This is a genomic window from Rhodococcus sp. 15-649-2-2, from assembly GCF_002258645.1.
Taxonomy (GTDB): domain Bacteria; phylum Actinomycetota; class Actinomycetes; order Mycobacteriales; family Mycobacteriaceae; genus Rhodococcoides.
This window is the reverse complement of record NZ_NPFM01000037.1, coordinates 92,143-104,912: the sequence shown is the minus strand read 5'-3', so window position 1 is coordinate 104,912 and position 12,770 is coordinate 92,143. Positions and strand designations below refer to the sequence as shown.

Sequence of the window (12,770 nt, the reverse complement as noted above, 5' to 3'; positions counted from 1 at the left end):
TGGTAGTCGTGTACATCGATCGGACAGGTTCAAGGGCCTAGGGACCCGGCCCTATCTGCAGACGACCGGTGACCGTTCGACATTTGCAGTCAGCTGGCGGAAGGGATGGCGGTGGCTCGAAAGTCGATGGTCTCATCCGGCATTCGCGGTCTGCTCCGGCACCATCAGCGGAGTCAACCCAGCGCTGGCGAGCTGTTGCTGACCACGCGGCGAGAGTTTCACGGCGCGTGATGTCCCGATGCGGTGAACCCATCCGTTGTCGAACAGCAAGGTGCACAGTCGTTTCCCGAGTTCGCCGGCGAGATGGAAACGTCGTTCGGTGGAGTCCATGCAGGGCATCGCCGGGTGCGTGGAGGCATCGCGCATTCCCCACGAACTGAGCAAGGTGTTGCCGTCATCTGTGAGCTGCCAATCGGGGCCGAGATGGCCGCGACGATGGAGCTGTTCGGTCAGGCCGACTCCGAACTGGCCGGCGAGGTGCTTGTAGCAGGTTCGCCCCGCCCGGACCTGATCGTTGCGTTTGGAGACCCGCAGTGACGGTGTCGACGGGACCGGTCCTTGGGCGATGACGCCCAAGCTTTCGATGACGTGGGCGACTTCGTCACCGGCGAGGCGCAGGTAGCGATGTCGGCCTTGCCGTACCTCGTCGACGACACCTGCCGCGATGAGTTTGTCGAGATGCTTGGACACCGTCGGTGCGCCCAGCCCGGTGTAGGTGGTCAGCTCCGTGGCCGTCCACGCCAGGCCGTTCATCAGAGCGGCGCACATCGCCGCCCGCGATGGGTCGCCCAGTACCGCGGCGACCGACGCGATGTCGGGGAGCGCCTCGGGAAATGTTCGGTCCATCCGTCCATTGTGACCCTGCTGATTGTTCGCCGGGCGGCGAACTGTCCGTGATCCAGGTTGGTGAAGTCCATCACGCCAGATACTGGAGGGGATCAATGACGCTTTCATCGCAACTTCTCGATCATCGGCTGTCGTTCCGGGGGGATTACGACGATGACTTCTACTGGGAACGGTCGACCGGAACCTCGGGTGGCTGGGGGATACACCAGCCGAGCAGCGCGAGCGTCAGACCAAGCTCCGTGATGCGGTCATCGGGATCGTGGGAACCGGTGGCATTGGCGGGGCAGTAGCCGCGCGGCTCGTCCGGATGGGTGCGTGCAATCTCAAGCTCGCCGACCCGGATCATTTCGATCTGACGAACGTCCAACGCCAGTTCGGCGCAAGTAGGGAGACCATCGGCCGGAACAAGGCCGAGGTCGTTGCCGAGCAGATCTTCGACCTCACCGGTGATGTCAATATCGACGTCTATCCCGAGGGGATCACACCGGAGTCCGCCGCCGAGTTCATGGACGGCTGTGACTACGTGATGGATCAGATGGAGTTCTTCCAGATCAAGAACCGTTACGCGCTGCATCGAGCATTCCGAGCGTCCGATCGGTGCCGGTTCATGTTCAAGATCCCGACCGTGGCGCACTCGACCATCATCTTCACCTACACCAAAGACTCGATGCCCATCGAAGAGGTCTACGACCTCGACGAGGACGCCGAGTTCACCCCAGACGTCACTCGCCGACTGATGGAGCGAATCATGCCCGAGTACCAGAACTTCCCCTCGGCGCAGACTCTGGACGAATGGTTCGTGCAGAACCAGAAAATGCCGATCTTCGGCGCATGCCCACCACTCGCCGAAGGTGTCCTCGTCGAGCGGCTGGCCCAGGAGATCATGGACTTACCCGGCCGCACGCCCCTGCCAGTGCAACCCGGCTACGCGTTGTTCGACACCCTGACCTGGACAGCGAAGACGGTCGATCGCGCGTGGTGGGCCAAATGAGCGACACACGCGTGGTGCTGTTCACCGAAACGAACTCCCTGTTCGGCGCTCCGCTGTTCCACCGGCTGCTCGAGCATCCCGATGTCGACCTGACAGCATTGGTCGTACGAGAAGAAGGCCGGCTCTGCGACTACTACATCGACGACGACGAGCAGGTCGACCTCGCCGACGAGGGTGCCAAGCACGGAATCCGCGTCCTGCGGCCACGGGATCTCGAGTCACCCGACGTGTTGACCGAGCTACAGGCGCTCGAACCGGACTTCTTCCTCGTCGGCAACTACCAGAAGCTGCTCCGCACCCCGGTGCTGCAGATCCCTCGGGTGGACACCATCAACTTCCATCCGAGCCCGCTCCCGAAGTACGCCGGCCTGGCTCCGTTCTACTGGATGGCCGCAGCTCGCGAGACCGACGGCGGGGTATCAGCGATCCGGATGAACGAGGCACTCGACGACGGCCCGATCGTCGCCCAGCAGCTGTTGCGGCTGCGCGGAGACGAAACCGAGCGCGAAATCCGTGATCGTCATTTCGAGGCGTCGTGGCGGCTGTTCGACCTGGTGCTGCCGACACTGATCGACCGCAGCTACCGGACGGTGGAACAGGACCCGCAAGAGCGCACGTACTTCGGCCGGCCACCGATCGAACGGCACGGCACGGGTCGTGTGGTCGGGGACGTCAGCTATGCCTGAGTCTCGGGTACGGCAGCGACTGGCCGAACGGGGGGTGGAGTTGCCGGCGTGCTGGTCCCTACCACCCGACGCCGACATTCCTGCGGACTTCGTCGTCGTCGACCAGGGCATCGCATACCTGTCCGGGCACCTACCCACGGACCTCGACGGGTCGGTCACTGCGCTGTTCGGCACGGTGGGCGGAGAGATCGATTTGGGTCAGGCGCAGGACCTCGCGACAGCTGCCACGTTGAACTTGATCGCGACGTTGGAGGCCGCGATCGGGGACCTCGACCGGGTGCAGAAATGGTTGCGTGTGGACGGGCTGGTCAACGCGGCTCCCGACTTCACCGACTACCCGGCCGTGTTCAACCCGGCGTCGAAGCTACTGGTCGAGGCGTTCGGATCCGAGGTGGGTCGACACTGCCGCCTCGCGTACGGCGCGGCCGGCCTTCCGTGGAACGCCCCGGTGGAGATCGCGGCGACGGTCCGCGTCGCCTGAGAACGGTCCCTCGAAAGTTCGTCGGTCAGCGAAGCTTCGGTCCGAGACGATGAGAATATGACTCGAATCGTATCGGCGCGAGGCGCACTGCTAACCCTGATGTGTGTAGGAATGTTCCTGGTCCAGCTAGATGTGACCGTGGTCAACGTGGCTCTGGTCAGCATCGGGGACCAACTGCACTCCGACACCGCAGGACTTCAGGCCATCGTCGCCGGATACACCGTCGCCCTGGCCGCAGTGCTCCTCCTCGGAGGTTCGCTGACCGACCGCTTCGGCACCAGGGCGATGGTCCTGACCGGTCTCATCGCATTCCTGATCACGTCACTGTTCGCGGGTGCAGCGCCCAATCTGGTCGTGCTGGTCATCGCACGAGTGCTGCAGGGCGTCGCCGCGGCGATCCTGTTGCCGAGCACTCTTGCGGTGGTCAACCAGACATTCGTCGACAAGGCCGACAAGGCCCGCGCGATCGGCATCTGGGCCGGCGTCTCGGCCCTCGCTCTCCCCGCGGGCCCGCTGCTGGGCGGGATACTCACCGAGCAAGGTGGATGGCGGTCGATCTTCTGGATCAACGTTCCCATCATCGCTATCGCGCTCGTCGGGTGCGGCCGTCTGCTTCCGCGGTCGACCGGCCGGGAGTCCGCCCCGGTCAACATCACCAACATGGCGGCACTCTCCGCCGCATTGACTTCGCTCGTTGCTGCCGCCATTCTGACGAGCCCGCCGTGGCGCATCGGAGCAGCAGTACTCGCGGTGATCGCGATCGTGTTCGCGGTCCGCCTCGAGCGGACCTCGTCGAACCCGATCGTTCCTGCACCGCTGCGAACGCGGGCCGAATTCCGGACAGCGACCGTGGTGTCGGCGGTGATGAACTTGGTGGGGATCGGGATGGTGTTCGTGTTGTCGCTGTATCTGCAGACCGTCCGAGATCGAAGTCCGCTGGCCGCGGGTATCGAAATGCTCCCACTGTTCGTTCCGCTCGCGGTGTGCGCGCCACTGACCGGGCGTTTGGCCGCCCGCGTGGGAACCTACATTCCGATCGTCAGCGGTCTCGCCATCGGCACGGCCGGGTGCATCGTCCTGTCGACCGTGACCAGCTCGAGCTCCTACCTGCTGCTCGCGATCGGTATGGCCGGCCTCGGGCTCGGCATGGGACTGCTCACGCCCTCAGTGGTCGCAATGGCGATGCAGTCCGCGCCCCCCGAACTGTCCGGAATCGCGTCCGGCATCAACAACACAGCCCGCCAGGCGGCCGGCGCGGTCGGCGTCGCCCTCTTCGGAACCTTGGTCGGATCGGGTCGAGTACCCAGCGAATTCGATCACGGTCTCCGGCTGTGCGCGATAATTTCGGTCGTCCTCTGGCTGGGCGCGATCGCGTTCGCGACACTGAACCGCACACCGACCCCCGCGAACACAGTCGCAGCCTGACGCCCGCACACCGGCCATCGCACTTCGGTGCCGAATCCGCCCAGCCGACTGTGCAATCACCCTCGAATTGGGAGAATTGATCGATGCCCGCGTCCCCCGAACAAGCTTCCTACGTCTTCCGCGAGTGGCACAAACGCACCATCGAACGCGACGCAGCAGCCCTGTCACAGCTGTACGCAGACGATGCAATCCTCGAAAGCCCGCTCGTACCAGTGTTGTTCGAGCAGAGTTCAGGTCGGATCGAGGGTAGGGCTGCGCTCGACAGATTTCTGCGGGAAGCAACGCGGCGGCGGCCCGATGAGAGCGAGCTACCGTCGTTGCACCGATCCGGTAGCTATCAATTCGACGGCCATCGCCTGATCTGGGAGTACCCACGCGAGACGCCCGGCGAGGACCAACTCGACCTGGTCGAGGTCATGGAACTCGACGGCACCCGCATTACCCGGCACCGGATCTATTGGGGTTGGAATGGTATTGCGCACATAGCAAGGCCTTGACGACGCGCTCGCAGGTTCAGCAGAGGGCGGGTGTCGGACCCACGGCGGATCCGACATGTGTAGCACGGACATGTGGAAATACAGGCCCTCATCGCCAGCAGTCCGCGGTTGCGGACGGTAAAAATTGCTTGGTCGCCGAGACACACGGAACGATGCAGGACCGAGCTGACCCGTCTTATCTGAAGCGGTGAAGCTCGGGCAGGATGGCGTTGGCGAAGCGAGGGTTGTAGGGATAGTGGCTGTCGACTCGCTTCCAATGCTGGTCGCGGATATCACGAAATAAGTTGCGGTGCCGCATAACCCACTCTTTGAGTGGGTCACCCTGGTAGGAGTAAGCGAGCTGGTCGCCGAACTTTCTCGACTGACCGAGACGCCGCGCAACGAGCCGATAGAACGACACCAAATCGAATCCGTGAGCCATCGCGAGATGCCGACGCCACCGGAGATCGCAGAGGATGTCGGCGAGTGCGACAGCTTCGGGCATCACCAACAGGGGTGTAGTCGAATCCGCGGACGGCAGTGTTCGAGCCCGTCGGTCCCAGCGGGCGTGCAGATGGTCGAACCCCGCCGGCCGCCCGGTGCGCCGATCCTGGTGATGCCACCGTGTGACGATTTCAGCGGTGCACCAGAGCTGTTGGCGCGTCCATGTGTCGTCGGCGGCGAGAAGCAACCGGCCCAATCGCCGGTGGGCGGTGATGATCTCGACATTGCAGGAGAGATCGACCTGATCCGGACGTGTGCGCGTCGTCTCGACCCAGCGATGGTGGCGACGGCAGATCGAATCGGCTACGCCGGGATGGACTCGGATGTTCGGATGACCGGGGATCCGGGAAATGCAGCGCTGGCAGTGCCCTCGAATAGCCGAATCCTTGTACACGCTGATCAGCGGCACCGTGGCGCTGGACAGGCGAACATCCGCGCGGGGAGTCTGCACGCTGGGTAGTGCCAGTCGCAGTCGAGCGGCGGCGCGCCCGGTCAAAGTTTCCAACCTGGCCAGGGCGAGTGTGTTCAGGGTGAGGTCGTGATGCTCGAGCATCCCGGCGCGGACGTTGCTGATGACGGGCTCACCGACCGTGCGCAACAACGCGGTCGGCCGCGCGAATCCGTTCGCATCGGCAAGCCGAAACAGATACGAGACCACGGTCTCGCCGCGGACTGGCCGAACCTGGACGGGCAGCGGCTGGACGGGTCGGTGCCACAGCGTCACCGGTGCGCCTTGCTTACCTGATTGGGTTCGTATTGGCCGGTAGCGGCTCCGTCGAGGAGCACGGCATCGAGGTGGGCTCTGGTGATCTTCTCGACACCGTCACCGATGGCATCGTTCGCGGCGTCGTACACGAGTTGGTCGAGGCTGCCGATCATGCCGCCGGTACGGGCGTGCAGGTAGTCGGCGTGCCCGATGAGCGTTCCAGGTGTGTGCTCGTGCAGACGCAGCGTCTGCTCCATCGTGGCAACGAGCGACACCCAGTCCTGCTTGTCCCGGTCGGTGCGGTAACCGAAGGGCCCGGTTTCGATCGGAAGGAACCGGCCGAGGATCTGACGTCCGCGCACCCCGGAGAACAGGTTCGATTCCTCGAGGTCCAGGCCCGCGTAGACGAACGTCGCCGAGACCGTGTCGAAGAAATATTTCAACTGATCGGAGGCATCCTGTCCCTTTCTGGTGTTGAGATCGAGACGGTGAATCTCGTCGACGAGAACCATCCCGGTACCCACCCGCCGCATCACCTCCGCCGCCGCATGGGCAAGGTGCTGGGAGCTGTCGTGCGGGTGAGTCGGCAACCCCAGGAATGCCGCCATCTCGGTCGCCAACGCTTTCGGGCCCGCGTCGGGCGGGACCACGATGTAAACGACCGGGATGCGATCAGAATCGGCCGGCCAACGGCGTTCGAGGTCGATCTGAAACTTCCTGCCCAACTGAGTGATCGAAGTCGACTTCCCGGTGCCGCTGGCACCGGAGACCAACAAACCACGCCGTCCCAGTTGCTTACCGCGGTTGTTGATCACCAACTTCGAACCGTGATGGATGATCCGGCGGATATCGGGGGTGGCGACCAACAACAGCTGAGAGTGATACTCCTGGCGGGCTTCGTCGTAGAACTCACGCTCGAGCCCGTCGAGCCGTTTCCAGTCCTGGGCGGGCAGCAACCGCGGCGGCTCGGGTGGGGTTTGAGCGGTGAACGAGGCCCACCCCTGCTTGGTCGACAAAGGTTGACGCACAACAGGTGCAGCCGAGGTCGAACTCACCGCACACCTCGTACGTCGTCGGCGAACGGATCGAACATCCCGAACGGCACCACCTCGGCAACCACGATCTCGACATCGCCGGCCTCGTCGACGTGGCTGTCCTCCTCTACGACGGAGTCGTCTGGTGTCCCGGCTGGCAATGCTGCCGGTACTGGAGTCGCCAGCTCGGGAGGGAGGTGATTGGTCATCTCGCGGGTCGCGTGGGTGCGTGCGAGAACTCGATCGGAGCCCGGACCTGTCTCGGCGCGGCGCAACAACGCAGCGAGGATGACCGCGACAGCCATCTCGTTGGTGTCATCGACCCCACGCTGGGCTGCGATCTTGCGGGACGCCCGCCAGGTGAAGTCCGCGAACGGTTGGCTCACCACCCCGTGATGCGTCCAACCGGCGGTGATCCATCCCGTGCCGTGGTGATTGCGGACCCAAATCCGGGACACGTCGTACGGGTCGTGGTGGATCTCCCACCGCCCACCTTTACTGATGACTCCGGAACTCTGCCCAGCCCACAGCCGCAGCTCGGGGCTGTTGTAGGTGCGGTAGTCGATCTGAACACCGGCGTCGGTGATCGCCCGCCACTCCGCAGGCAGTAATTCGATGTAATCCTCACCGGTCAACGCGACCGGGACATAGCCGGCGGCCGCGACCAACGCCGCATAGGTGTCGTTCGGCGATGCTGCCTGGTCGGGGTTGAACGGATGCCGCAGCCCCTCGTGCGGGCGGGTTTGCCACCCGCAGATGACCCACTCGTCGAAGAGCTCCTGAAGATCGGGCAGCGACCAGATCGCGCGGTCTGCGACATCGGAGCCGCGGCGGGTGACATCGCGGCCGGTGTACCCGGCGACGTGCTGACAGAACAGAGTGTTGATCGAGGCGAACGTGCGCTCGACGATCGCCTTGTCGGTAGGAGTGTGCTGGTGGGCCGGCTGCACAGAGATCCCGAGAGTGTCCGCGGCCCGCAGGAACACCTCCGAGAGAAACACTCTGCCGTGGTCGATGACCACGGTGTCCGGCACGATCACCGGTTTCGCGGCCGCCATCGCCAACCGCGCGTCCAACGCCACCAGACGCTGGTGTGGGATCCGCGATGCGGCCATCGACAGAGCGGCATCCCACCCCGGACGCATCGGCTCCGGGACCGTGGTCCGTGCCAGCAGCAGCGCCGCATCGACCGCTTTCGCCCCGACCGGACGCAGCACACCGGAGCAGATCGTGCGGGTCGCGATGTCGATCGAGAGCACCAACTCCGCGCGGCCGATCACCCCGCCGTCCATCACCGCCATCACATCGAGCGGTGTCGCATCCATCTGCACCTGCTCACCCGGCCGCGCCGCCGTCGTGGCGGTGTAGACGCGGTCGGGCTTGAGCGCTGTCGTACGCCGAGTCGTAGCCGTCCCGAACGTGTGCCTACCTTTGGACAAGGTGTCCAGCAGCCGGTACAGCGTCGTCTGCGAGGGCATCTGAACTACCCCCGGACCGTGCTGGTCGTCGAGCAGATCGCGGATCCGGCGGACCACTCGTGAACGGGTGCCCGTCGAGGTACCGGTTTGGGCGGAGATCACCGTTCGTGCGGCTTCGACCACTCGCTCGTCGACATTGCCGGTCAGAGTGCGTCCACGCGCCGAGCGGCTATCGACCAAACCCCACAAGCCCTGGTCCCGATAGCGAGCTCGCATCCGCTCCACTGTGCGGAAGCTGGTCTTGTTGCCGGTGGCCGTCAACTCGGCGGCCTTGGCTCGACAACGCGCCGCCACGGTCTGGGTGTCCGGATCGTACTGCGGGCGTGGCGGCGTACCCGCCGGTGAATCCGAAGCCACCCCGGTGTCGACTTCGATCAAGTGCCGCTCCCACTCCCTCGCGGCATCGATCACGGCCTTGGGTAGCGAGTCGAGCAACCCGACCGGATCCACAGCCGGAGCCTGGCCGGCACCGATCAGCTCGAAGTCCTCCGCTGACAACAGATACCCCAGCCCGACCAGCGTGCTCTCACCCGAATCGGCGAGCAACCTGATGGTCGCACCAGTAAATCCCACGACCGTGTGGCACTGCCCGAGGTAAATCACCCGGTCACCGATCCGCAGGACGCGATGCTGCTCGTTCACCGGCCAGCACCTGCCGCCGCTTCCGCCAGTTCCGCCACATCGACAAGGTGACGGGCCGTCCTGACGATCGCGCGGTGCGAGAGGACCACCGCCAGATCCGCCACAAGCGCTTGCTTCCACATCAGGTGATAGAGCACCGGCAGAGTGCCGAGGGGGTCTCCCGCCAACTCGGCTCCATCGATCAAGGCTCGTGGGTGGCTGAACACCGCCAGCAATCGCGCTGCAACGGCTTCGTCGATACAGCGGGGATGTCGGTACCCGGCCAACCATCGCTGATTTGCCACCAACACTCCGTCGAGTTGGTCCCACACCGCATAACGCCAGTTCAACCGTGCGCAGGCCTGCCCCGTCGAGTCGAAGGCTTCACGGTCCCGCTTTCCGATCAACTGCGCTGGCCGCGAATCGAGCACCATCACCGCGCCGTCTGCCGAGCGCACCAAGAAGTCCGGAGCATGCCGTCGCCGTTTTCCGCCCTCCGGTGTCCAAGACAACCAAAACGGTTGAGAGACGATCCCGACGACCGAGATGTCGAAATCGAGGGCGACCAGGTGATCCCGCTCCACCCAGGACTCGAACCCGATCCTGCGAGCCAATGTCGAAGACCAGTACCAGCCCGGATAGTTCCGCTGCCCGCGATAGGACGGGAACGAGCGCACCGACCGCCCGAGCTCGTCGATCATCTCAGGAAGCTGCCACCATGAGACTCGCTTTTCCACACCAGTCTCGGTGACGAATACCGCCTCGACGTCGTCGTCGTCGTCGGTGCAACCTACCTGCTCGCCTTGACTCAGCACCGACACATCATCACCGCCAGATACAGCAACAGCCCCGCCACCACGCCGCCACATTCACTGAGAATCCGCCACATAGGGCGGGAACTGACATTGCGACTGACCGTCGCGGGAACAGCTATGTGCGCTCGACACCCCTTGACATGGGGGGTACGCTGCAAACGGCGATGCGAAGCGAGTAAGGCTTGCAGCGACCTTCCCACATCCGGGGCATATAACCACCAATTCGCGGCAGCATCGGCGCCTCATCAACTGCTCATCGGATGCGGTTCGATTCCTCTCTTACGCACCCTCGGGCAACGTCCATCCGCCAACCCCAGCGTCGGCGTGACTGCCACGAGATTCGGTATACGCAAGCCACCCCGACCGGCCTGGGGTGGGGCTCCTCCTCGCGGATCCGCGAGCTAAGGGCCGACGGAAGCCGGTTGTCACGTAGCGCGACAGGGCTATGAACGGCGGCACCGATCACGGGAAATAGTGCGTTCCATGTTGCCTGTACAGGGCGATCGGTTCAGTGGCCGGCGACCCTCTCCGGGTCATGTGCGGCGAGGGTCAGAAATCGAGAGTGTCCACACTCCACCCGGCTGCGGTCGGCACTGCCGATACCCACACGGTCGTGGTGGAGTCGACGGGGACCGTGGCATCCGAGGTGACGGCCGATTGCGTTATCTCCGCGACTCGATAGATGCGCTCGGCGGTATCTGCCGGGCATCCGGAGCAGCCGATCGAGACGGTTGCGGTGATTTCGGCGTCTTCTTTCTTCCACTGTTCCCACTGGGCACCGGGGCCTCGCTCGGTCGTTGCAGGGGTGGAGAGTTTTGCAGCGAGGTTGTCGGTGAACCATCGGCGGGCGCGTAGAAACGCGTCGGTCGAGCTCGTGTCGGTGCTGGGGTACCAGGTGAAGGCGGTCGTCAGTGCTTGACGGATTGCGGTCTCCGCGTCTGTGGCGGCGCTGCTGATCGGAGCGGGTACAGCGGTTGTCTCGGTTGGCTGTGTGTTGATTTCGGGTAGCGACGGCGCGGTTGGCGCGCTCGTTGTCTCCGGTGCCGATTCCGGCTCATCGGTGGCGGGTGAGCTGCAGGACCAGGCGATGGTCACCACGGCTACAACGACGAGGAGGACGGCTATAAGACGTCGGCCGGCAAGGGACATCAGATCCTCCGGGCTTTCATTCCAGCCATGAGTGGAGCTTGTTTGACGACGTCTCCGGTGGTGGGGGCGTGGATCATCTGACCGCCGCCGATGTAGATACCGACGTGCCCAGGGCCGTTCGCCTCGAATGATCCGAAGACGAGATCACCGGGCATCGCTTGATCGATCGGGATCTCCGAACCCACTCCCCATTGGGCCTCGGATGTGCGGGGCAGGGTGATGTGCTTGCCCGCGAAGTAGGCGAAACTGGTCAGTCCTGAGCAGTCGAATCCTCCTCGGGAGGGGCCGTTGATATCTCCGCCGCCCCAGACGTAGGGGGTTCCGAGGTACTGGCGTGCAGCCTCGACGACATTGTCTCCGTCAGCTCCGGTCGGCACGAACCGGCCTGTGGAACCTTCGGATGTGTACTGCGCTTGGCCGGCCAGAATCTTCGCCACATAGGGCTGTGTTTGTGTGGTGTAGTCACCGCCGGATGGCATTCCACCGGCTGCGAGCACCGCGGCGGGGCCCGCGTTGTAGGCGGCAATCGTCAGTGCAGTTGGGTCGCCCTTCACTTTTCTCGCGGCGATGGCTGCGGTGATATCTCCGTTGATGGCGCACATGAAGTGGGCTTGTGAGATCACTGCATCTCCGATGGAGTTCGGGTCGGCTCGCCCGTCTCCGTCGTAATCCTTGCCCCACGTTGCCCAGGTTCCCGGCATGAATTGTGCGGGCCCCAACGCTCCGGTGCTCGATACCGGAGCGGACGGGCCGTAGCGGAAACCGTTCTCGGCGGAGAGTTGGGATGCGATCAGGGGAGCACCCACGCCTGGGCACACGGCTCCTGCTTTGCGGATCCACGGCTCGAACTCCGGCGGCACGGATCCGGTTCGGAGATCTCCGCCGGCCGTGCCGAAGCCACAATCGACAGCGGTACCGGCGCCGGTCGGTGAATCAGCGCCGGACGATTGGGGGCTTCCCGCCTGACCGAGTTTGCTCATCGGGTCGATAGCGGTTCCGCCCTGTAAACGGCCGCCTTCCCAGTACTCGAAGTGCAGATGTGGTCCGGTGGAGCCGCCGGCGTTGCCGATGTCGGCGATGTGGTCGCCGACCTTGACCTGTTGTCCCTCCTTGACGAGGACGCCGTTGGGATACATGTGCCCGTACACGGTGGAGACCGGTTTTCCGTCGACGATCGAGTCGAGGACGATCCACATTCCGAAGCCTTGAGCGGGTCCGGCTTTGACCACAGTGCCGTCGAGGGCTGCGTAGATCGGGGTGCCGATCGGGCCCGCGAAGTCGACGCCTTGGTGCATCGTGCCCCACCGCTGCCCGAAGGGGGACGTCATCGTGGTCGTGCCATCGCGGGTCGGCTTGCCGATGGGACCGGACGGGGTCAACGGCGATGCATCATCACCACCGGTACCGGACGAGACCGTGGGGGCACAACCGCTGGAACCTGACGATGTGACGAGTACGACGACCATCAATGGAATGACGACGAGTACACCGAGAGCGGCGATACCGACCGCCAGGGCGAGTTTCCACCATCGACGTGGCGCTTTCGAGTTCGGCGACA

Annotated in this window: 12 protein-coding genes; 5 read left to right on the top strand and 7 right to left on the bottom strand. The window is 64.3% G+C overall.

Annotated features, from left to right (window positions below; all coding sequences use genetic code 11):
• Window positions 1–132: 132 nt before the first annotated feature.
• Window positions 133–846: a helix-turn-helix transcriptional regulator gene (locus tag CH305_RS27410; protein ID WP_094657313.1), complete on the bottom strand. Its 714-nt coding sequence runs from the start codon at window positions 844–846 to the stop codon at window positions 133–135.
• Between the two features lie 259 nt (window positions 847–1,105).
• Here CH305_RS27410 and CH305_RS27405 point away from each other — a divergent pair, with 259 nt between their 5' ends.
• The 5 genes from CH305_RS27405 (at window position 1,106) to CH305_RS27385 (ending at window position 4,926) form a co-directional block, all read left to right on the top strand.
• Window positions 1,106–1,837 (top strand): ThiF family adenylyltransferase, encoded by a 732-nt coding sequence (locus tag CH305_RS27405; protein ID WP_255183023.1) that lies wholly within the window; start codon window positions 1,106–1,108, stop codon window positions 1,835–1,837.
• Window positions 1,834–2,523, top strand: coding sequence for a methionyl-tRNA formyltransferase (locus tag CH305_RS27400; protein WP_094657312.1), 690 nt, complete (start codon window positions 1,834–1,836; stop codon window positions 2,521–2,523). The genes CH305_RS27405 and CH305_RS27400 overlap by 4 nt, the downstream gene beginning before the upstream one ends.
• A complete protein-coding gene (locus tag CH305_RS27395) occupies window positions 2,516–3,004 on the top strand; it encodes a RidA family protein (RefSeq protein ID WP_094657311.1) in 489 nt (162 codons plus the stop codon). Before CH305_RS27400 ends, CH305_RS27395 begins: the two co-directional genes overlap by 8 nt.
• A gap of 57 nt (window positions 3,005–3,061) precedes the next feature.
• Window positions 3,062–4,429, top strand: a complete 1,368-nt coding sequence (locus tag CH305_RS27390) for an MFS transporter (RefSeq protein ID WP_094657310.1) — start codon at window positions 3,062–3,064, stop codon at window positions 4,427–4,429.
• Window positions 4,430–4,512: 83 nt separating this feature from the next.
• Window positions 4,513–4,926: a nuclear transport factor 2 family protein gene (locus tag CH305_RS27385; protein ID WP_094657309.1), complete on the top strand. Its 414-nt coding sequence runs from the start codon at window positions 4,513–4,515 to the stop codon at window positions 4,924–4,926.
• Window positions 4,927–5,101: 175 nt separating this feature from the next.
• Here CH305_RS27385 and CH305_RS27380 read toward each other — a convergent pair whose 3' ends face one another.
• The 6 genes from CH305_RS27380 to CH305_RS27355 form a co-directional block, all read right to left on the bottom strand.
• The gene (locus CH305_RS27380; RefSeq protein WP_176458853.1) at window positions 5,102–6,133 is read right to left on the bottom strand and encodes a TniQ family protein; all 1,032 of its coding nucleotides are present in this window, start codon (window positions 6,131–6,133) and stop codon (window positions 5,102–5,104) included.
• The gene (locus tag CH305_RS27375) at window positions 6,130–7,170 is read right to left on the bottom strand and encodes a TniB family NTP-binding protein (RefSeq protein WP_094657307.1); all 1,041 of its coding nucleotides are present in this window, start codon (window positions 7,168–7,170) and stop codon (window positions 6,130–6,132) included. The genes CH305_RS27380 and CH305_RS27375 overlap by 4 nt, the downstream gene beginning before the upstream one ends.
• Entirely contained in the window at window positions 7,167–9,269 is a 2,103-nt protein-coding gene (locus CH305_RS27370) for a Mu transposase C-terminal domain-containing protein (RefSeq protein ID WP_217901072.1), read from the bottom strand. The genes CH305_RS27375 and CH305_RS27370 overlap by 4 nt, the downstream gene beginning before the upstream one ends.
• Window positions 9,266–10,069 carry a TnsA-like heteromeric transposase endonuclease subunit gene (locus CH305_RS27365; RefSeq protein WP_256984006.1) on the bottom strand — a complete coding sequence of 268 codons (804 nt, stop codon included), beginning with the start codon at window positions 10,067–10,069 and terminating at the stop codon, window positions 9,266–9,268. The genes CH305_RS27370 and CH305_RS27365 overlap by 4 nt, the downstream gene beginning before the upstream one ends.
• 543 nt (window positions 10,070–10,612) lie before the next feature.
• Complete coding sequence (locus tag CH305_RS29620) at window positions 10,613–11,212, bottom strand: hypothetical protein (RefSeq protein ID WP_015586149.1); 600 nt, start codon at window positions 11,210–11,212, stop codon at window positions 10,613–10,615.
• Window positions 11,212–12,678, bottom strand: a complete 1,467-nt coding sequence (locus CH305_RS27355; protein ID WP_072692242.1) for a peptidoglycan DD-metalloendopeptidase family protein — start codon at window positions 12,676–12,678, stop codon at window positions 11,212–11,214. Before CH305_RS27355 ends, CH305_RS29620 begins: the two co-directional genes overlap by 1 nt.
• Window positions 12,679–12,770 lie beyond the last annotated feature (92 nt).

What these genes read in the sequence shown, in the direction of transcription:
- CH305_RS27410 (WP_094657313.1), bottom strand. Translation starts at nt 846, where the DNA reads ATGGACCGAACATTTCCCGAGGCGCTCCCCGACATCGCGTCGGTCGCC.
- CH305_RS27400 (WP_094657312.1), top strand. Translation starts at nt 1,834, where the DNA reads ATGAGCGACACACGCGTGGTGCTGTTCACCGAAACGAACTCCCTGTTC.
- CH305_RS27395 (WP_094657311.1), top strand. Translation starts at nt 2,516, where the DNA reads ATGCCTGAGTCTCGGGTACGGCAGCGACTGGCCGAACGGGGGGTGGAG.
- CH305_RS27390 (WP_094657310.1), top strand. Translation starts at nt 3,062, where the DNA reads ATGACTCGAATCGTATCGGCGCGAGGCGCACTGCTAACCCTGATGTGT.
- CH305_RS27385 (WP_094657309.1), top strand. Translation starts at nt 4,513, where the DNA reads ATGCCCGCGTCCCCCGAACAAGCTTCCTACGTCTTCCGCGAGTGGCAC.
- CH305_RS29620 (WP_015586149.1), bottom strand. Translation starts at nt 11,212, where the DNA reads ATGTCCCTTGCCGGCCGACGTCTTATAGCCGTCCTCCTCGTCGTTGTA.
- CH305_RS27355 (WP_072692242.1), bottom strand. Translation starts at nt 12,678, where the DNA reads ATGGTCGTCGTACTCGTCACATCGTCAGGTTCCAGCGGTTGTGCCCCC.